The organism is Rhizobium vallis, assembly GCF_003985155.1.
GTDB lineage: Bacteria > Pseudomonadota > Alphaproteobacteria > Rhizobiales > Rhizobiaceae > Rhizobium > Rhizobium vallis.
Genome location: NZ_ML133687.1, coordinates 616,664 through 636,644, shown reverse-complemented (window position 1 = coordinate 636,644; position 19,981 = coordinate 616,664). Strand labels below are relative to the sequence as shown.

Here is a 19,981-nt window from a genome sequence, read left to right as displayed (position 1 = left end):
CAATTCGGCAAAGATTTTTATTGATTGATCAGTCAATCAAAAATAATCTGGTCCGATCTCAGGGAGTTTTTCGTTTGCCGAAGGTCGGAATGGAGCCGGTGCGCCGCAAGGCGCTTGTCGATGCAGCGCTGCGGGTGATCGGCGATCACGGCTCGCTTGCTGTCACCATGTCCGATATCGCCCGGCAGGCCGGCGTGTCGCCAGCCCTTGCGCATCATTATTTCGGCAGCAAGGAGCAATTGCTGATCGAGACGATCCGCTCGCTTCTCAGGCAGTTGCGCGACGATACGGTGATGGCACTCAAGGCAGCGAAGACACCACGCGAACGACTTTCGGCCGTCATCCGGGTCAGCTTCCACGCCGACCAGTTCGCACCGGACACGATCGCCGCCTGGCTTGCCTTCTATGCCGAGGCGCAGCGCTCGGAGGAGACGCGGCGCTTCCTGGTGATCTATGCCAGGCGGCTGCGCTCCAATCTGCTTGCCGATCTCAAGGCGCTCCTGCCCACCGAGGCCGCAGAACGCATCGCCGAAGGCGCTGCGGCGATGATCGACGGGCTCTATATCAGGCAGAGTTTGAAATCGGCGCCGATCGGCATTGAAGCCTCGATCGCGCTCACCGAGGATCATGTGACAACCCAGTTGCAGGCATTCGGAAGATGACCGCACCCATGACAATTCCGGCAAACAGCCGCATCAAACAAGGACCGACGACATGAAAGCCCAGCCGAAAGCCTCGCACTTCATCGACGGCGAATATGTCGAGGATACCGACGGCACCGTCATCGAGAGCCTCTATCCCGCGACCGGCGAGGTGATCGCCCGGCTGCATGCGGCAACGCCGGCAATCGTCGAACGGGCGATCGCCGCGGCTAAACGCGCCCAGCCGGAATGGGCGGCGATGAGCCCGATGGCACGCGGGCGCATCCTGAAACGGGCGGCCGACATCATGCGAGAGAGAAACCAGGCGCTTTCCGAACTCGAAACGCTCGATACCGGCAAACCCATCCAGGAAACGATCGTCGCCGATCCGACCTCGGGTGCAGACGCTTTCGAATTCTTCGGCGGCGTCGCGCCGGCCGGTCTCAACGGTTCTCATATCCCGCTCGGGCAGGATTTTGCCTATACCAAGCGCGTGGCGCTCGGCGTCTGCGTTGGCATCGGCGCCTGGAACTATCCGCAGCAGATTACCTGCTGGAAGGCCGCGCCGGCGCTTGTCTGCGGCAATGCCATGGTATTCAAACCGTCCGAGAACACGCCGCTCGGTGCGCTGAAGATCGCCGAAATCCTGCACGAGGCGGGACTGCCGAGGGGGCTCTTCAACGTGATCCAGGGAGATCGCGACACCGGACCGTTGCTCGTCAACCATCCCGACGTCGCCAAGGTGTCGCTGACCGGCTCTGTGCCGACAGGGCGCAGGGTCGCCGCCGCCGCGGCCGGAAACCTGAAGCACGTCACGATGGAACTCGGCGGCAAGTCGCCGCTCATCGTCTTCGATGACGCCGACATCGATTCGGCGATCGGCGGGGCGATGCTCGGCAATTTCTATTCGACCGGCCAGGTCTGCTCGAACGGCACACGTGTCTTCGTACAGAAGGCGATCAAATCAGAATTTCTGAAGCGCCTGAAGGCACGCACCGAGGCGATGCTGATCGGCGATCCGATGGACGAGGCGACGCAGATCGGCCCAATGGTCTCCTGGGCGCAGCGCGAGAAGGTGATTTCCTACATCGAGAAGGGCAAAGCCGAGGGCGCGACCCTCATTGCTGGCGGCGGCATTCCGAACAATGTCTCCGGCGAAGGTTATTACGTGCAGCCGACGGTCTTTGCCGATGTCACCGACGACATGACCATCGCCCGCGAAGAGATCTTCGGACCGGTCATGTCCGTGCTCGATTTCGAGGATGAGGACGAGGTAATCGCCCGCGCCAATGCCAGCGAATTCGGCCTTTCCGGCGGCGTCTTCACCGCCGACCTCACCCGCGCCCACCGCGTCGTCGACCGGCTGGAGGCGGGCACGCTCTGGATCAACACCTACAATCTCTGCCCGGTGGAAATCCCCTTCGGCGGCTCGAAACAATCCGGCTTCGGGCGGGAGAACTCGCTGGCGGCGCTGGAGCACTATTCGGAGCTTAAGACAGTTTACGTTGGCATGGGGCCGGTCGTGGCGCCTTATTGAGAATACGAAGGCCCCTCCCCAACCCCTCCCCACAAGGGGGAGGGCCTAGCATGCGGCACCGGTTTTACTCTCCTTCGATCTCATCGCGCGTGACGCTGATTTTGAAGTGAGGCGGTGCCGCAGATTAAGCCCCTCCCCCTTGTGGGGAGGGGTTTGGGGCGGGGTCTTCAGGCCGTTGCAAAAGAATCTAAGGGAACGTCATGCAACAAGCAGATTTCATCATCGTCGGCTCCGGCTCGGCCGGTTCCGCCCTCGCCTATCGCCTCTCCGAGGACGGCAAAAATACCGTCATCGTCATCGAGGCGGGCGGTAGCGATTTCGGCCCGTTCATCCAGATGCCGGCGGCCCTTGCCTGGCCGATGAGCATGAAGCGGTATAACTGGGGTTATCTTTCCGAGCCGGAACCGAACCTCAACAACCGGCGCATCACCGCGCCGCGCGGCAAGGTGATCGGCGGGTCCTCCTCGATCAACGGCATGGTCTATGTGCGCGGCCATGCAGAAGACTTCAACCGCTGGGAGGAGCTTGGCGCTAGCGGCTGGGCCTATGCCGACGTTCTCCCCTATTTCAAGCGGATGGAGCATTCGCATGGCGGCGAGGACGGCTGGCGCGGGACGGACGGGCCCCTGCACGTGCAGCGCGGCGGCTTCACCAATCCTCTGTTTCGCGCCTTCGTCGAGGCCGGCAAACAGGCAGGCTTCGAGACGACGGAAGATTATAACGGCAGCAAGCAGGAAGGCTTCGGGCTGATGGAGCAGACCATCTTCGGCGGCCGCCGCTGGTCTGCCGCCAATGCCTATCTGAAACCGGCGCTGAAGCGGGCGAATGTCGCGATCGTCTATGGCCTGGCGCGCAAGATCGTGATCGAGGACGGACGGGCGACAGGCGTCGAGATCGAACGCAACGGCAAGATCGAGGTGGTGAAGGCCAACCGCGAGGTGATCGTCTCGGCCTCCTCCTTCAACTCGCCGAAGCTGCTGATGCTGTCAGGCATCGGCCCCGGCCAGCATCTGCAGGATATGGGCATTGCGGTGAAGGCCGACCGGCCGGGTGTCGGCGCCAATCTGCAGGATCACATGGAATTCTATTTCCAGCAGGTGAGCACCAAGCCGGTATCGCTCTATTCCTGGCTGCCTTGGTTCTGGCAGGGGGTCGCGGGCGCGCAATGGCTGCTTTCCAAGGGCGGGCTTGGCGCCTCCAACCAGTTCGAAGCCTGCGCCTTCCTGCGTTCAGCACCGGGGCTGAAGCAGCCCGATATCCAATACCACTTCCTGCCGGTGGCGATCAGCTATGACGGCAAGGCGGCAGCCAAAAGCCACGGCTTCCAGGTTCACGTCGGCTACAACCTGTCGAAATCGCGCGGCAATGTGAGCTTACGCTCCGCCGATCCCAAGGCCGACCCGGTGCTGCGTTTCAACTATATGAGCCATGCCGAGGATTGGGAGAAATTCCGCCACTGCGTGCGGCTGACCCGGGAGATCTTCGGCCAGAGTGCCTTCGACCACTATCGCGGCCCGGAGATCCAACCGGGTGAAGCGGTGCAAAGCGACGATGAAATCGACGCCTTCCTGCGCGAACATCTGGAGAGCGCCTATCACCCCTGCGGCACCTGCAAGATGGGAGCCAAGGACGATCCGATGGCGGTGGTCGATCCGCAGACACGGGTGATCGGCGTCGATGGCTTGCGTGTCGCCGACAGCTCGATCTTCCCGCATGTCACCTACGGCAATCTGAACGGCCCGTCGATCATGACGGGCGAGAAGGCGGCCGACCATATTCTCGGCAAGCAGCCGCTGGCGCGCTCGAACCAGGAGCCGTGGACCAATCCCCGCTGGGCGGTGAGCGACAGATAGGAAGCGATCCCGGTGTTCAGGCGAGAAGCCGGGTGACTTCGGCGGTGCGGGCCGGCTGCGCGGCATCGGCGATGGTCGTCGAGAACAGCACCTTGCGGGTGGCGTCGGCCACCTTGGCGAAGACGTGGCGGATCTGGCAGTTCTGTTCGCCGTCGCAATCGTCGCACTTCCGGTAGGCGGTGATCGAGAGACACGGAAGCGGGGCGAGCGGGCCGTCGATGATGCGGAGAATCTCGCCGAAGGTGATAGCGTGGGCCGGCTTCAGGAGAAGATAACCGCCCTGCTTGCCGCGGCGGCTGGCGACGACGCCGTGATGTTTCAGGTCGAGCAGGATCTGTTCGAGAAACTTCTTCGGGATCTTCTGCTGCGCCGCGATATCGGAAATCATCACCGGTTCGTCGGCGTCGGCATCAGCCAAGACCGTGAGCGCACGCAGCGCATATTTCGCCTTTTGCGTAATCATCTCAGACCATCAACACACACAGGCGGCGCGAATCTCCGCACCGCTTCACGAATACTCACGTCTCTATTGCACAGCCAGCATGAACTGAATTTGAACGCGCCGGAGAAAGCCTTGAGAGACAAGCGTTTTTGGCATTGTTTTTAGTTCTTACCCAACCCTAGATAATCTAGACCAAAACCGGGCGTTTCGCATCTTTTTCGGCATCAATTCACATTTCCAATTGACAGGCTGCGTGTAACTCTACTATTTCTGTAGACATTAAGATTGTCCGCGTGGATTCTGTCCGCGGGCGGCTGCTTTTCTGCATTGCAGCAGCTTCGGAGAGATATTTGCTCCTCCGGCCGCAGCTTTCGAAATCCGTTTTTCTGTCCGAGCCATGCTTGAGCTGCGATACTCCGGTCAACTAAGGACAGGATTCTCATGACGGTTATCAATCCTATTGCAGAAGCCGAGGCGCTGAATGACAAGCTGGCAGGCCTCGACCTTGCCGGACGTCTGTCGCTGGCCTCGGGTCTCGGAGGCCGTGTGGTGTTCACCACCTCGCTCGGCATCGAGGACCAGGTCATCACCGCCGAGATCGGCACGCACCGCCTGCCGATCGATATCGCGACGCTGCAGACAGGCCGGCTGTTTCCCGAGACGCTTTCGCTGATCGGCGAGACCGAGAGCCAGTACAACATCCATATCCATCGCTACGAGCCCGAGCAGGCCGATATCGACGCTTACGCGGCGCAATACGGGCTCAACGGTTTCTATGAGAGCGTCGAGGCCCGGCATGCCTGCTGCGGCGTGCGCAAGCTGAAGCCGCTTGCGCGTGCGCTCGAAGGTGCTGCGATCTGGATCACCGGCCTGCGCCGTGGACAATCGGCCAACCGTGCCGTCACGCCTTTTGCCGAATATGACGCCGAACGGCACCTGCTGAAGGTCAACCCGCTCGCAGATTGGGACATCGACACGATCAAGGCATTCGTCGCGGACAACAGTGTGCCGGTGAACCCGCTGCATGCGCGCGGCTATCCCTCGATCGGCTGCGAGCCCTGCACGCGGGCGATCAAGCCCGGCGAGCCGGAGCGCGCCGGCCGCTGGTGGTGGGAGCAGGACGAGACGCGCGAATGCGGCCTGCATGTCGCCGAAGAGGCCGCGGCGATCACCGCACAGTAAATCACCCCCCACGGCTTTCCCAAATCCAAGGCGCGGCGACCGCCGCAGCCTTGGGAAAGCCAACATTCCCGGGGAATGCAATATCAAGGAATTGTTTTGCGGTGAGCCGCAAACGACCGATAGCCTGGAGTAAAACATGCCCGATAGCCGTCCGGATACGGAACTCAGCAATCCGCAGAGCGCGAAGGCGCCGCTCGACCCACATCTGAAAGCGCTGGAAAACGAATCCATCCACATCTTCCGCGAGGTTGCGGCCGAATTCGAGCGTCCGGTCATGCTCTATTCAATCGGCAAGGATTCCTCGGTGCTGCTGCATCTGGCGCGCAAGGCCTTCTATCCCGGCCGCGTGCCCTTCCCGCTGCTGCATGTGAACACCGGCTGGAAATTCCGGGAGATGATCGCGTTCCGTGACGAGACCGCGAAAAAATACGATCTCGATCTGATCGAGCACATCAACCCGCGCGGTGCGGCCGAAAACATCACGCCCTTCACCCATGGTTCGGCCGCCTTTACCGACATCATGAAGACCGAGGGCCTGCGCCAGGCACTCGATGCTGGCCAGTTCGACGCCGCTTTCGGCGGCGCGCGGCGCGACGAAGAGGCCAGCCGCGCCAAGGAGCGGATTTATTCCTTCCGCACGCCCGACCATCGCTGGGATCCGCGCAACCAGCGGCCGGAACTCTGGAACGTCTATAACGGCATGATCCGCAAGGGTGAAAGCGTGCGCGCCTTCCCGCTGTCGAACTGGACCGAAGTCGACATCTGGCGCTACATCCAGGCTGAAGACATTCCGCTGGTGCCGCTCTATTACGCCAAGAAGCGGCCTTTCGTGGAGCGCGACGGCATGATGATCCTGGCCGAAGATCCACGCCTGGAGCTGCTGCCCGGCGAAGTCCGCCAGGAAGGCATGATCCGTTTCCGCACCCTCGGCGACTTCCCGCTGACCGGCGCCATCCGCTCCCAGGCTACCACCCTCGAAGAGGTGATTGCCGAACTCGAAATTGCAACGGTGTCCGAACGTCAGGGCCGCGCCATCGACCGCGACCAGTCCGGCTCCATGGAAAAGAAGAAGCGTGAAGGATATTTCTGAGATGACCGCAGCCCAAACCGCCGTCTCGGCCGCAACCGTCGCCAGCTTGCCTGCCGCCGAGCCGCAGAAGGCCCTGCGCGACTCGCGCCCGCTGCGCCTGATCACCTGCGGCAGCGTCGATGACGGCAAGTCGACCCTGATCGGCCGCCTGCTCTGGGACACCAAGGCGGTCAAGGAAGACCAGGCCGCCACCTTGCAGCGCGATTCCACCGGCAAGCAGAACGATCTCGGCCTGCCCGACTTCGCGCTCTTGCTCGACGGTCTGCAGGCCGAGCGCGAACAGGGCATCACCATCGATGTCGCCTATCGCTATTTCTCGACCGACAAGCGCTCGTTCATCGTCGCCGACACGCCCGGCCACGAGCAATATACCCGCAACATGGCGACCGGCGCCTCGACCGCCGATCTCGCCATCCTGCTCGTCGATGCACGCTTCGGCATTCTCGAGCAGACGCGCCGTCACGCGACGATCGCCTCGCTGCTCGGGATCAAGCAGTTCGTGCTTGCCGTCAACAAGATCGACCTGACGGGCTATGATCGCGCCGGCTTCGACAAGATCAGCCATGAATTCCGGGAATTTGCCTTGTCGCTCGGCGTCAAGCAGATCACCGCCATCCCGATGTCGGCGCTGAAGGGCGAAAACGTCGTCTATTCTGGCCAGGGCGCCATGCCCTGGTATACCGGGCAGACACTGGTGGAGACGCTGGAGCTTGCCACAGTGCGCTCGTCGCAGACGGTCGGCTTCCGTCTTTCGGTGCAGCGCGTCTCGCGTCCGGGCGAAAGCTTCCGCGGCTACCAGGGCACGGTTGCCGGCGGCTCGGTCAAACCAGGCGACAGCGTCATGATCCTGCCCTCCGGCATGGTCGCCAACGTCTCCAAGATCGTTACCTTCGATCTCGTCCGCAACGCCGCCGTTGCCGGCGACGCGATCACGCTGGTGCTCGACCGCCAGGTCGACGTGGCGCGCGGCGACATGATCGTCTCGATCGACGCCCAGCCGCAGGTCGGCCTTGCCTTCGACGCACAGATCGTCGCATTGCAGCCTGAGGGTATCGAGCCCGGCAAGCGCTATTGGCTAAAGAGCGGTAGCCGCCGCCAGCGTGTCCAGGTACAGCCGCTCAGCCAGCTTGAGCTGAAGACCGGTACCTGGAATGCCGCCCAGCGGCTTTACATGAATGCAATCGGCAAAGTCCGGCTTGTCTTCGACGAAGCGGCGATCTTCGACCCCTATGAGCAGAACCGCAATTCCGGCTCCTTCATCCTGATCGATCCGGAGACCAACAACACGGTCGCCGGCGGCATGGTGACCGGCAAGCGCACCGAGCTGGGTGGGCTGCATAATGGCGAAGCCCGCGTCATCCTCTCGCTTCCGGCCGACCTAGCCGAGCAGATCATGGCAAGCGAACTCTTCGCCAGCCGCAGCCATGAGGCCGAGGTACGTCGGATGACGGCAGCCGAAGCGGCCGACCTCTGGTCGAGCGCTGCAAGCGACATCTGATGAGAAATAGGGGCCGGGAGAACGGCCCCCTCGCCGAAATATAGATTACCACATTTGATGGTGCCAAATCCGCTTGCAGCAGACGTGTTGCCGGCGGATTTTGCGTCGCACTCGCAAAATCAATTCAGAATTTGGGATCGTGCAATAAGCGGCGGACAACCGAACCGCTCAACACTTTGAGCGACATGCATTAGTTCGAGAGGTACTTTTGAAGGAATGAGTGAACGCTGCGGATGGACTTTTCTGCAGCGTCTGGATTGTATTTTTCTATATGTCCGAACACCTGCCGTCCCACCTTGAACTCCGGGGCATCAAAATCGTGGTAAACACCCTTGTAGATATCGAGCTCGATCGGCGGGCTATTGTCACTCAGATTGGCAAGCCTCTTCTTGCATGGGTCAGCCGGGCTCCAATTGTCCCGGTCGCCACTCAAAATCAAGATCGGCACTGTCGCATCGCCCTGATTTCCGGCACAGGCCGGATAATAGGCAACCGCTGCCTTGAATTTGCGGTCCATAAGCTGCTCGTTGCCTTCGACTTTTGTTCCCTCCAGCGTCGCGGTGCCGCCCACTGAAAAGCCCATCAAGGCGACGCGTTGAGCATCGACAAAGCCTTGTTTCGATAAGAAATTCAAAGCTCCATAGGCGTCGAAGACGCGATCGGGGAGATAGCTTTGACACGTATCCTTGATGTTGCGGGTGGTGAGGCTGTCGACAACCAACACGACGTAGCCCCACGAGACCAACCGTTTCGGCCAAAGGTCCTTGATGCTTAAACGCATGCCCTCGCAGCCGTGCATGACGACGATCGCCGGGAACGGACCACTACCCTGGGGTCGGCTCAAATATCCGAGTAAAGGCGTGCCCTGCGGTTGGGGGAGAATTTCTCCCTGTTCATTGGCCTTGCGTATTCGAAATGGGCTGAGCTTTACGGGCGCGCTTTCGAAATGAACCAGTTCGTCGGCAGCAGCTGGGTTTCCAGCGAGTGTGGCGCTGAGAACAGCGACAAGGCCAAGAAAACGTCTCGAGGTTTTCACTGAACTTCTCCACCGTTTGATCAACAGCCTACTATCAGTGGAATTCCTCGCCTATTTTTCGATAGTATTGCCCGGACAGCAAGTCCCGTCGATGGATGGCGTCTTCCGGCCCAAAGCTGCGATGGATTCCAGCGAACCCGGCATCAGTGGCCGGGACAAAATCGAGCCGTCCTCAGCGCGTCGAGCCGCGCGGGATGATCGAGAAGCCGCAATCGACCTTGTCTTCATCAAGCGGCTCATCGCTGATGGCGCGCAACAGCATGTCGGCGACGCGGTAGCCGATATCGTAGCGCGGGATGTGCACCGTCGTCAGCGTCGGCTCGGTGAAGGAAGAAAATTCGAGATCGTTGAAGCCGCAAATGCCGAAATCTTCCGGCACACGGATACCACGCGCCTTGCATTCGATGAGCACGCCGAGTGCTAATTCGTCGCTCTGGGCAAAGACGGCATCGACATCGGGCACGCGCTGCAACAGGCGGGAAAACAGCTCCCTGCCGAGGCCGATGCGGCTTGTCGCATCCCCGCCGATGATGAGATCTGGGTCGCAACGCCCGGCTTCCCGCATCACAGCCTCATAACCCTCAATCCGGCGGCGCGAGCGGACATCCGCGCCGCGGCCGATGAAACCGATCCTCTGATAGCCCCTCGACAACAGAAAGCGGGTGGGCTCGGCGCCTGCGGCATAATGATCGAGGCCGACGACCAGCGTTTCCGGCTCCTGGCTGAGATCGGTGATATGCGCGATGGGACAGGTGGCATTCCCGATCAGCGGCAGGAGATCACGATAGGATTCGGCGCCGGCGATGACGACGCCGGCCGGCTTCTGCGTCAGGAAGGATTTCAGCAGGCCGGCCTCCCCCTCGGCATGGTGCAGCGTACTGGAATATTGCACGGTAAATTCGGTGTCGCGGAAGCGATCCTCGATACCGAGCATCAGCCCGGCGAAGCCGTACTGATGCAAAGCGGGCGTGATGACGCCGACGATGCCATTGTGGCGGCCGGCCAGCGCCCGGGCGGCAAGATTGGGAATGTACCCCATCTCCTCGACCGTGCGCAGAATGATCTCGCGCAGTTCCTCCGAGACGACTTCAGGATTGCGAAGCGCGCGTGAGATGGTGATGGGGCTGACCCCCACCTTCTTTGCCACATCGCTCAACTTCACATGAGCCCCGCGCCTGGCCGTCCGCCCCGGCTCCACTGACTTCCTCATCGCCCCTCGTCTGCCGCCGCGAGACTCGCCTGCCCTCGATTCGCGGTCTTCACTTTCTGAAGAAGAAATAATTTAGAGTCTACTAACATTTTATATTTTGCAACGAGATCTGGCAACGCAACTTCAAGAAAGAGCAGCGAGGTCGTCTGCCGGGAAATTACGGGCCCACCCGGCAATCGGATCACCGCCGGCGGAGGTTAAGTCCATTTATTGCAGGATGAAATTCTCAGCGGAACGCCATGCGAGACGGGAACCGCGCCCGAGATCTCCGCAGCGCGACAACAGGATCGGGGCATCCGGAAACAAAGGTTAAATTCCAGTAATATCTTACAAATTGGCAATATAAACATGATCAATATTTAATTTGTAAATCTGTCTGGCGGGGTCATATGAATCCCCAGCACGAATTTCTCTATTCCCTCTCCGTCGTCACAGTATTTCGACGACAGCGCGTTCTGAACAGAGGAATTGGGCTGATACGCCATCCGACGCCAGGTCCCTGACATGGAACCACGACGCCATCAAAAGCCAACGCTCTCGCAAGGGACTATCACCATGTCACATATTCTCCGCAAACATCGTGCCGCAGCGCTTGTCGGGGCGGCCATCATCGCCGGCGCCGCATACCTGCCCTTCACCATCAACTCGTCCAACGCCTTTGCCGCACCTTCGGATACAGGCGGCGTTCTGGCTTCCAGCGGCTCCTTCGCTTCCATTGTCGACGCCGACAAGCCTGCGGTCGTCACCATCACCACGACGATGAAGGCGACCGACGTCAGCGCCGACCAACAGGAATCGCCGATGGACGAGCAGTTCCGCCAGTTCTTCGAGGGTCAGGGCATCCCGCTGCCGCACCCGGCGCCGCAACATCAAGGCTCCCAGCATGCGATGGCGCTCGGCTCCGGCTTCATCATCAGCCGCGACGGCGTGATCGTCACCAACAACCACGTCATCGACAATGCCGTCGACATCAAGGTGACGTTGGATGACGGCACGGAGCTTCCCGCCAAGCTCATCGGCACCGACCCGAAATCCGATGTCGCCGTCTTGAAGATTGAAGCGCCGAAGCCGCTTCAAACGGTTGCCTGGGGCGATTCCGACAAGCTGAAGCTCGGCGACCAGATCCTTGCGATCGGCAATCCCTTCGGCATCGGCACCACGGTGACGGCAGGCATCGTCTCGGCGCGCGGCCGCGACCTGCACAGCGGGCCGTATGACGATTTCATCCAGATCGACGCGCCGATCAACCACGGCAACTCAGGCGGCCCGCTTGTCGATCGCAATGGCAATGTCGTCGGCATCAACACCGCCATCTATTCGCCGAACGGCGGCAGCGTCGGCGTCGGCTTCGCCATTCCCTCGGACGAGGCGAAGGCGATCGTCGCCAAGCTGCAGAAGGACGGCTCGATCGATCACGGCTATCTCGGCGTGCAGATCCAGCCGGTAACGAAAGACGTCGCCGATGCCGTCGGCCTCGATAAGTCAGGCGGCGCGCTGGTTGCCGCCGTCACCACCGATACGCCAGCCGCACGGGCCGGCGTGAAGCCGGGCGATATCGTCACCGCGGTCGGCAGTGAGACAGTCAAGACGCCGAAAGACCTGTCGCGCCTCGTCGCAGATCTTTCGCCGGGTGCCAAGGAATCCTTGAGCGTCTGGCGTGATGGCAAGACGATCGACCTCAACGTCACGGTCGGCGGCAACGAGAACGGCCAGAAACAGGCTGCTGCCGAAAGCTCCGACATCCAGGGCCAGAGCACCGGCCAGCCGAGCCTCGGCATCGGTCTTGCCGATCTGACGCCTGACCTTCGCCAGAAACTCAACCTACCGCACAACACCAACGGCGCGGTAGTCGCCAGCGTCAATGCGGACAAGTCGGCTGCTGCTGCCGGCATCCAGTCGGGCGACGTGATCGTCTCGGTGAACGACAGGCCGGTCCACGACGCCCGCGACGTCAAGACCGCGGTTGCCGAGGCCGGCAAGGCCGGCCGCAAATCGGTGCTGCTGCTCATTGAACGCGACGGCAACAAGACCTTCGTAGCCGTGCCGTTTGCGGCAGCTTGAGACCGCGATCTATAAAGAAAGCCCGTGAAAACGGGCTTTCCTGACCGGAGCAAGCGTTAATGCCGGACCGGGTGTTGGAGGATGAAATGTCCAGCCTCGGTGCAGAAAGACCGCGCCCCTGTCCAGGAAGGTGACAGAGGAACAGACGCTGCACTATTGCCTGACAGCCTCTCTTTAACGTCGACCCACAATCGACGGACGAATTAACCCTACTGGCTTACCTTAATATCAGCATCCGCTTGAATACCACCGCTCCTGTGCCATCGTAGCCTTGCGAAAATCATTCTGGTCTCGGAGAGGGCACTCCACCGGGACCATGGCTCGGTTGACGGGCGTCCACGCATGGCTCAGCAATATCAAACGGAGGGTATGCCATGAACAACGTATTGGAATTTCGTGCTAAATGCCCGCAGGTCGAGACTCTCTCCGATTGCCGGGAAGCGCTTGAATCGGCCGTAATGAAGATCGTCGGCGACGCCGTCGGCAGAGGATTTTCGCCTGCGGAAGCTGCAATGGTGGTAGCCGATATCGCCGATGACTACATTCTCATGCTGTCGCGGCAACCGCGGCGCTGACACGCGTTTCTAGGCTCGCTTCTCAGCGCCTCTGGGGCGCGAGTGGATCGCGCGGCAACCCTGCAGGGGTAAGCAGGGGACAGGAGACAAGACCTGCCGCACGATCCGGCGGCCAAACCGCCAAACACGGCTGGAAGTTCCCAGAGGTAGCGGACGAAATCGATGATCTCGGCAGTCATTGCTGCCGTACATCGCCTCAGCCTAACGCCACCTCGGCTGCCGCGGCGGAGCGTTCGCCTGAATTTCATGGAGCGGCGCCCGAGACCCGAGAAGTTTCTTCAGCTTCTTTTCTTCCGCAGGACCGATGCCGAACTTACGGCAATGTTCCGCAACATCGTGCTCTCGGGGACCCGGAACGCGAACCTGGCGATTGTTCATGGTCTTCATGACAATTCCTCCTTGAGAGGAGAACCAGCACGCGGCCGATTTGTTCGTTAGAAATATCTAAAATTAAAAGCCTGCTTGTCCCAGTTCCGCTGGAGAGAACAAACGCCAGTCTGCCCGCAGCCCTGCAGCGTGACGATGCACATCGACCATGGCCGACTGGATAGTTTCCCGTACGTTTCCGCACCGGACGGCGCAACAGCGCATTCTGTGGGATCAATCAGCATATATCGGCGAAAACGAAAAACCCCGCCGAAGCGGGGTTTCTAGCTGGTCGGAGTGGAGTGATTCGAACACTCGACCCCCACGTCCCGAACGTGGTGCGCTACCAGACTGCGCTACACTCCGTGACCAGCGGCGCTTCTATAGAACAGCCTATCTGGTTGCACAAGCACCAAATTCCAAAAATCCGGCGGAATTTTTGACGGGCTTATGACAAAGCGCGGGCATGGCTCCTGCAGCAAAAAGCCACACCTCCTGCAAATCGAACACAAGTGTCAAAGGGGCAATTTTCTTTTGTCGGGTTCCGCGCTAAAGGGCTCGACGGGACAGGCGAAACCGCTCAGGACAGCGGCTTCGCAGCCAATGCGCTAGAGATCAGGGACGACACGATGAAACTCCGCACCATGACCGCGGCCGGGCTTGCAATTGCGCTTGCCGGATGCACGACCATACCTTCCGCCGGCAATCCGATCGAGGCCCGCTGGGTCGGCAAATCGGCCGGCATCTTCTTTGCTGCCTACGGGCCGCCGATCAGCGACCGCGAGGAAGGCTCGACCACAGTCTACACCTGGCGCGGCGGCTACAAGACCGTGCGCATCCCTGCGAAATACGCCGAAGGCGCCGACGGCAAGCGCGGCAAGCAGATTTCGTCTGCCCGCACCTCTTATCTGCGCTGCCAGACCGAAATCACCACCAGCTCCGATTACACGATCCGCGACATCCGCACCGTCGCCGACATTCCCGGCGTGGACGGTCCGTCCTATTGCGCCGAATTCCTGGCGCCGGAACAGAAGTAACGGACGGTTTGTTCGATGTGGAAACAGGCGGCCCAGTGCCGCCTGTTTTAGTTTGGCAGGCATCGTTTTGCTGCCGTTCGACCTGTAGGGATCGAGGCACTTTTCAACCAGGCTATCGTCTGAAGAACTTGTCCCTCACGCCGCCTCCCCCGCCTGCACCGCGCTTTCCGCCAACTTGCGCGCCGCAACGAAATCCACTTTGCCTGAACCCAGCACCGGCACCGTGCCGATATTGACCTCGGCCGGGATCATCATGTCCATGGCGCCCTTGGATTTGGCGAAGGCGAGGAACTCGGCGCGGGTGGCGGTGGGGGCGTCGGTCAAGAGCACCAGCCGCTCGCCCTTCTTGGCGTCGGGCAGCGAGGAGACGACCGACAGCGCCCCCGGCCAGAGTTCGGCGGCCAGCGTCTCGATGGCGGCGAGCGAGATCATTTCGCCGCCGATCTTGGCGAAGCGTTTGGCGCGGCCGCGGATCTTGACGAAGCCGTCCTCATCGATGGTGACGATGTCGCCGGTGTCGTGCCAGCCGTCGGCGAGCGGCTCGAGCACACCGGGCTTTTCGGCGCGGAGATAGCCGGCCATGACATTGGCGCCGCGCACATGCAGCCGGCCGCCCTCATCGATGCCGGGCACCGGTTCGAGCTTCCATTCCATGCCCGGCAGGATTTTGCCGACCGTGCCCGACTTGTTGTACATCGGCGTGTTGATGGAAATCACAGGCGCCGTCTCGGTGACGCCGTAGCCTTCCAAGATGCGCAAGCCGAATTTTTCCATATAGGTCTGGCGGGTTGCGGCCTTCACCGGCTCGGCACCGGAGAAGATATAGCGGATCGAGCGGAAATCGTAGGGATGTGCCGTTCTCGAGTAGCCGTTGAGGAAGGTGTCAGTACCGAAAATGATCGTGGCATTGGAGACATAGATCAGCTCCGGCACGATACGGTAATGCAGCGGCGAAGGATAGAAATAGACCGGCACGCCGGAGATCAGCGGCAGCACCGCGCCGGCCGTCAGCCCGAAAGAATGGAAAACGGGTAGGATGTTGAACACCTTGTCGCCGCTGTGGAAATCGATGCGGGCGGCGGCCTGGGCGGCGTTAGACAGGATGTTGCGGTGGGTGAGCACCACGCCCTTCGGCGTGCCTTCGGAGCCCGACGTGAAGAGAATGACGGCCGGATCGTCCGGCTGGCGTTTTGCCAGCGGTCGCGCCTTTCTCAGATAACCCAGGATCTTGTCCTTGAGTGAGATTTCGGCCCTGAGATCATCGAGCCAGACGATCTTCACCTGCTTTTCCATCTCCTCGATGACGGCACCGAGCTTGGCCTGGGTGACGAAGGCGCGCGAGGTCAGCACATGTTTGACCTCGGCCGCCTTGCAGGCGGAGAGGATATTGGCCGCGCCCGCGGTGAAGTTCAGCATCGCCGGCACCTTGCCAGCCGTCATCACACCGAGAAGAGTGGCGGCGGCACCGTTGGCATTGGGCAGCATGACGCCGAGGTTGGTTTCCTGGAAGCGGGCGCGGAATTTGGCCCCGAGCACGGCAGCCCCTGTGAGCAGCTTGCCATAGGTCAGCCGGCCGGTGACCGGATCTTCGACGGCGAGCTTCTTCATCCCGAATTCGTGGCCCGCCCGGATGACGCGGTCCAAAACGGTCGAGGAGGTATCGGCGGTCTGGAACAGCAGGTTCGACATCACCTGATAAAGGGCAGCACCTGCCGCCGTGCGGCGTTTGCGGCCTTTCAGCTCCGGCGGCACTTCCAGCTTCACCGGCTCGAGAATGGTGACCTTGACCTTGGGGAACAGCCGGCGGCGGATCTTGCCGTTGTCGAGATAGGAGAGATAGCTCTTCTCCAGCCCGTCGATCCTGACCGGCACGACCATCGAGCCGGTCTTGTCGGCGACCATGGCGGCGCCATCATAGACCTTCATCAAGGTGCCGGTGACCGTCAGGCGGCCCTCGGGGAAGATGCCGATCGGGCTGCCATCCTGCACCACCTTGATCAGCGACCGCGTCGCCATCGGCTTTGTCGGATCAAGCGGCAGGAATTTGCACATTTTCAGGAAGGGGCGCACCCACCATGCCTGGGCAATCTTGTAATCGACGGCAAAGACCGGCTCTTCCTCGGTGATGGCAAGCGCCAAGGCGCCATCGAGAAGGCTGACATGGTTCAGCGCAATGATCGGCGCGCGGCCGGCCTTCTTGATATTCTCCAGCCCCTCGACCTCCAGCCGCATGAAGGCGCGGAACAGGATCGAGATGAAGTCGCGGAAGGGATTGGTCGGCAGCGTCTTCAGCATCAGCCAGGCGACGGCAAAATTGAGGACGCCGAGGCCGATCAGGATCTGCGGAATGGAAGCGCCGAGAGCCTGGATGGCGGCGACGAGGCCGAGGCCGACGGTGATGAACAGCGCAGAGAGCACATTGGCGGCGCCGATGACGCGGGCGCGGCGATCCTCATGCGCCCAGGTCTGCAGCGCGGCGAAAGTCGGCACGGCGATGAAGGCGCCGGAGATTGCCATGCCGGCGAGATCGATGGCGACGCGGATGGTATTCTGACCGGCAAAGAAACCGGCGATCGTCGTCGCATGGCTTGTCGAAGCCAGGCCCCAGAGGTTCCAGGCGAGATCGAGGCTGAAAAGGCCGAGCAGCGCCGTGCCGACAGGGGCCGGCAGCAGCACGATGCGGCCGGATGACATCCAGGCGGCAATGGCCGAACCGACGGCGACGGCGATGGCGAAAACGGTGAGATAGGCGGGCACGACGAGCTCGGAGCCGCCGAGCAGCTCGGTCACCATGGTCGGCAGGATGGAGAGGACGAAGGCGCCGACCAGCCAGAACCAGCAATTCATCAGCGCCGAACGCCACAGCCGTTTATCCTCACGGATTTCCATGACGAGGGTGTAGCTGGAGCGGACCACGTTGCGGTCGATTTCGAGATCCGGCGCCTTGGAACCGGTCGGCGGGATCATGCGGGCCGAAAGCCAGCAGAGCACCGAAAGCCCCATCATCATCGAGCCGAAGATCAGCACATTTTCGCCGCCGGAAAAGGCAAGGGCTGCGATGATCGTGCCGGCGAGGATGGCGATGAAGGTGCCGCCCTCGATCCAGGCATTGGCCTTCGGCAGGTCGCGGCGTTCGAGATGATCGGGCAGGATGCCGTATTTGATCGGCCCGAACAGCGCCGAGATGGTGCCGAAGCCGAACAGAGCCGCCATCAACACGAAAATCGAGGAGAAGGCCAGGCCGACGACGGCAAGCCCGGCGATGGCGATCTCGCACCGCTTCAGCAGCTCAGCGATCTTAGCCTTGTCATGCTTGTCGGCGAGTTCGCCGCCCAGCGCCGAGAGCAGCAGGAAGGGCACGATGAGGATGACGCCGGCAAGCGTCACCAGCGCAGCACCTTCGCTCGCCGACATCTTGAAGAGAATGAGGAACACCAGGGTGTTCTTGAGGAAATTGTCGTTGAAGGCGGTCAGGAACTGGGTCCAGAACAGCGGCGCGAATTTCCTTGAGGTCATCAGTTTGTGTTGCACGGCAGGGTCCCTCTTTCGACTGGCAGAGAAGGCCACAGAGTTGTTACGCAAAAGTTGAATGCGGTAACAACTCTGCGCTGTGGTTAAGGAAGATCAATCTTCATCGTTACGATTGAACTTGACCAGGAGTTTCTCGGTGCGGGCATCCTCGACCTTGCGGATCAGCTTCTCGGACTCGGCATTGTCGCGCAGCGTCTTGGTGATATTCACCGTGGTCTGCACCAGCATCAGAATGCCCATGGCGAGATAGCCTTTGCCCCAGAGATCGAGCGGCATCATGTAGAGGCCAAGCGCCAGCATGAAGGCGGCCGAGCCGAAGGAGATGTAGGAGAAGCTGACCCAGCTGGCGGAATGTTTCTGGAAACTGTCGTTCATTGTCTTAATCCCTATGGTTTGATGGATGAATGGTTCGATGGATGCAATTTCAGGCGGCGGGCGTGATGCGGCTCTTCAGCCGCGCCAGCACATCATCAGCGGATGAGCGCAGCGGCGCGCCGAAGCCGGCATTGGCAAGCTTCTCGATGATGCCGGCCGGGCGGATGGCGCCTTCCATGTCCTTGAGGGCCACGGCCGTCAGTTCATTCTGGCTCTGGCGCAGGCGAAGGCGCGCCAGGGTCTCCTCGGCATCGTCGAGCGTGGCAAAGCCCGGACCGGCGACGGCGACATCAAGCTTCTGCGCCTCTTGCGTCGCCCGGGCCAGCCGCTCGCCGCGCTGCAGCTCCTGCAGCCGCGCCTCGGAGGCACGGACGATGCCCTTCAGCTTGTCGATTGCCTGGGTGAACTGGGCCTGCGCCTTCTCAGATACATCGCGCTCGGCTTCGAGAAAGGCGATCGCCTCGGCCGCCTCGCGCGCCAAGCCGTCATTGCTCTTGGCAAGGGCTGCGGTGGCGCGAACTTCGAGATCGGCGATGCGGGCAATGATCGCCCCGTGCTGCACCTTCTCCTGCTCGTTCTGGGCGATGGCGACCGCCACGCTGCGGCGGGCCGACTGGATCGACTGGGCGGCATCGCGGATCTGCTGGGCCAGCAGCGGCACGGCGTTTCGGTCGGCGAAGGCCTGTTCGGCATCATGCGCCCTGCCCCGCAACAAAATGGAAATCAGTTTGAACATTTCCTTCCTCCGGTTTATGAACATTGTTCACGAGATGACTTATGCCAGAATCATGAACGTCGTTCAAGATATTTTTGAACGACGTTCATAAAATCGAAGTGGAATGGTTAATGGCCGGCAGACGAGAAGAAAAACGCGAAGACCTGAAGGCCCGGCTGATCGAGGCCGCCCGCGAGCGGATCGCCAAGGACGGACTCGCGAACCTCAGGGCACGCGACATCACCCAGGACGCCGGCTGCGCGCTGGGCGGCCTCTACACTGTTTTCACAGACCTCACCGAGCTCGTCATCCACGTCAATTCGGCAACGCTGAAGGCACTGGAAGCAAAGCTGACGCTGCCCGAAACCAAAGACAGACCGCCAACCGACCGGCTGCGCAACCTCGCGCAGGGATACCTAAGCTTCGCCGTCGAACACCGAAACCTCTGGAAGGCCCTCTTCGACCACGCTCCGCCGGAAACCAGCCCGACGCCGCAATGGCATCTCGACGAGCACCTCTTCCTGATGGACGTGATCGCCGAACCGCTGGCGGAGTTGCAGCCGGATATGGCTGCGGAGGACAGGGCCATCCGCGCCCGCACGCTGTTCGGCGCGGTGCATGGGGTGGTGAGTATTAGTTTGGAGGGGCGTTTTGTGGGGTTGCCGCTGGAGAGGTTGGCAAGGGAGGTGGATGAACTGGTGCAGACGATTGCGGCGGGGGCGGAGCGGCGGCGGGAGAGTATGTGAGAATGGCGTTGGGCGGAGTGGCGCTGGCGTTTTCGCCGGAGATCCCCCCACCCTCCGTCGTCCTCGGGCTTGACCCGAGGACCCAT

General features: G+C 61.2%; 17 protein-coding genes and 1 tRNA gene. 10 read left to right on the top strand and 8 right to left on the bottom strand.

Annotated elements, in window-relative coordinates; genetic code table 11:
- Positions 1 to 74 precede the first annotated feature (74 nt).
- The 3 genes from betI to betA all read left to right on the top strand — a co-directional run bounded on the left by betI (position 75) and on the right by betA (position 4,031).
- Positions 75 to 662, top strand: coding sequence for a transcriptional regulator BetI (gene betI / locus EFQ99_RS08215; RefSeq protein WP_126920531.1), 588 nt, complete (start codon positions 75 to 77; stop codon positions 660 to 662).
- A gap of 52 nt (positions 663 to 714) precedes the next feature.
- Positions 715 to 2,178, top strand: coding sequence for a betaine-aldehyde dehydrogenase (gene betB, locus EFQ99_RS08210; RefSeq protein WP_126920530.1), 1,464 nt, complete (start codon positions 715 to 717; stop codon positions 2,176 to 2,178).
- Between the two features lie 200 nt (positions 2,179 to 2,378).
- The gene (gene betA / locus EFQ99_RS08205; RefSeq protein ID WP_126920529.1) at positions 2,379 to 4,031 is read left to right on the top strand and encodes a choline dehydrogenase; all 1,653 of its coding nucleotides are present in this window, start codon (positions 2,379 to 2,381) and stop codon (positions 4,029 to 4,031) included.
- A 16-nt stretch (positions 4,032 to 4,047) separates the two neighbouring features.
- On the opposite strand, the gene EFQ99_RS08200 is transcribed toward betA, so the two are convergent.
- A complete protein-coding gene (locus tag EFQ99_RS08200) occupies positions 4,048 to 4,494 on the bottom strand; it encodes an RrF2 family transcriptional regulator (RefSeq protein ID WP_126920528.1) in 447 nt (148 codons plus the stop codon).
- A gap of 420 nt (positions 4,495 to 4,914) precedes the next feature.
- On the opposite strand from EFQ99_RS08200, the gene EFQ99_RS08195 reads away from it, so the two are divergent.
- From EFQ99_RS08195 to cysN, 3 genes are all read left to right on the top strand, one after another.
- Positions 4,915 to 5,655: a phosphoadenylyl-sulfate reductase gene (locus tag EFQ99_RS08195; protein WP_126920527.1), complete on the top strand. Its 741-nt coding sequence runs from the start codon at positions 4,915 to 4,917 to the stop codon at positions 5,653 to 5,655.
- Positions 5,656 to 5,791: 136 nt separating this feature from the next.
- A complete protein-coding gene (gene cysD / locus EFQ99_RS08190) occupies positions 5,792 to 6,745 on the top strand; it encodes a sulfate adenylyltransferase subunit CysD (protein WP_012556948.1) in 954 nt (317 codons plus the stop codon).
- 1 nt (position 6,746) lies between these two features.
- Positions 6,747 to 8,243, top strand: coding sequence for a sulfate adenylyltransferase subunit CysN (gene cysN, locus EFQ99_RS08185; RefSeq protein WP_126920526.1), 1,497 nt, complete (start codon positions 6,747 to 6,749; stop codon positions 8,241 to 8,243).
- A 190-nt stretch (positions 8,244 to 8,433) separates the two neighbouring features.
- Here the strand turns inward: cysN and EFQ99_RS08180 are convergent, their stop codons facing one another.
- Both EFQ99_RS08180 and EFQ99_RS08175 read right to left on the bottom strand, forming a co-directional pair.
- Positions 8,434 to 9,279, bottom strand: a complete 846-nt coding sequence (locus EFQ99_RS08180; protein WP_126920525.1) for a dienelactone hydrolase family protein — start codon at positions 9,277 to 9,279, stop codon at positions 8,434 to 8,436.
- A 172-nt stretch (positions 9,280 to 9,451) separates the two neighbouring features.
- Positions 9,452 to 10,489, bottom strand: coding sequence for a LacI family DNA-binding transcriptional regulator (locus EFQ99_RS08175; RefSeq protein ID WP_126920524.1), 1,038 nt, complete (start codon positions 10,487 to 10,489; stop codon positions 9,452 to 9,454).
- Between the two features lie 555 nt (positions 10,490 to 11,044).
- Between EFQ99_RS08175 and EFQ99_RS08170 the strand changes: the two genes are divergently transcribed.
- On the top strand, positions 11,045 to 12,550 hold the full coding sequence (locus EFQ99_RS08170) for a DegQ family serine endoprotease (protein ID WP_126920523.1): 1,506 nt from the start codon (positions 11,045 to 11,047) through the stop codon (positions 12,548 to 12,550).
- A gap of 374 nt (positions 12,551 to 12,924) precedes the next feature.
- On the top strand, positions 12,925 to 13,125 hold the full coding sequence (locus EFQ99_RS08165) for a hypothetical protein (protein ID WP_126920522.1): 201 nt from the start codon (positions 12,925 to 12,927) through the stop codon (positions 13,123 to 13,125).
- Between the two features lie 201 nt (positions 13,126 to 13,326).
- Here the strand turns inward: EFQ99_RS08165 and EFQ99_RS08160 are convergent, their stop codons facing one another.
- Positions 13,327 to 13,512, bottom strand: coding sequence for a hypothetical protein (locus EFQ99_RS08160; RefSeq protein WP_126920521.1), 186 nt, complete (start codon positions 13,510 to 13,512; stop codon positions 13,327 to 13,329).
- Between the two features lie 268 nt (positions 13,513 to 13,780).
- A tRNA-Pro gene (locus EFQ99_RS08155) sits at positions 13,781 to 13,857 on the bottom strand.
- 263 nt (positions 13,858 to 14,120) lie between these two features.
- Here EFQ99_RS08155 and EFQ99_RS08150 point away from each other — a divergent pair.
- The gene (locus tag EFQ99_RS08150; protein WP_126920520.1) at positions 14,121 to 14,528 is read left to right on the top strand and encodes a hypothetical protein; all 408 of its coding nucleotides are present in this window, start codon (positions 14,121 to 14,123) and stop codon (positions 14,526 to 14,528) included.
- Positions 14,529 to 14,663: 135 nt separating this feature from the next.
- On the opposite strand, the gene EFQ99_RS08145 is transcribed toward EFQ99_RS08150, so the two are convergent.
- From EFQ99_RS08145 to EFQ99_RS08135, 3 genes are all read right to left on the bottom strand, one after another.
- Positions 14,664 to 18,059 (bottom strand): acyl-[ACP]--phospholipid O-acyltransferase, encoded by a 3,396-nt coding sequence (locus tag EFQ99_RS08145; RefSeq protein ID WP_126920519.1) that lies wholly within the window; start codon positions 18,057 to 18,059, stop codon positions 14,664 to 14,666.
- Positions 18,060 to 18,152: 93 nt separating this feature from the next.
- Positions 18,153 to 18,434 carry a YiaA/YiaB family inner membrane protein gene (locus EFQ99_RS08140; protein WP_003546080.1) on the bottom strand — a complete coding sequence of 94 codons (282 nt, stop codon included), beginning with the start codon at positions 18,432 to 18,434 and terminating at the stop codon, positions 18,153 to 18,155.
- Between the two features lie 49 nt (positions 18,435 to 18,483).
- Positions 18,484 to 19,170 (bottom strand): PspA/IM30 family protein, encoded by a 687-nt coding sequence (locus tag EFQ99_RS08135; RefSeq protein WP_126920518.1) that lies wholly within the window; start codon positions 19,168 to 19,170, stop codon positions 18,484 to 18,486.
- A 110-nt stretch (positions 19,171 to 19,280) separates the two neighbouring features.
- Here EFQ99_RS08135 and EFQ99_RS08130 point away from each other — a divergent pair, with 110 nt between their 5' ends.
- Complete coding sequence (locus tag EFQ99_RS08130; protein WP_126920866.1) at positions 19,281 to 19,895, top strand: TetR/AcrR family transcriptional regulator; 615 nt, start codon at positions 19,281 to 19,283, stop codon at positions 19,893 to 19,895.
- The last annotated feature ends 86 nt before the right edge of the window (positions 19,896 to 19,981 follow it).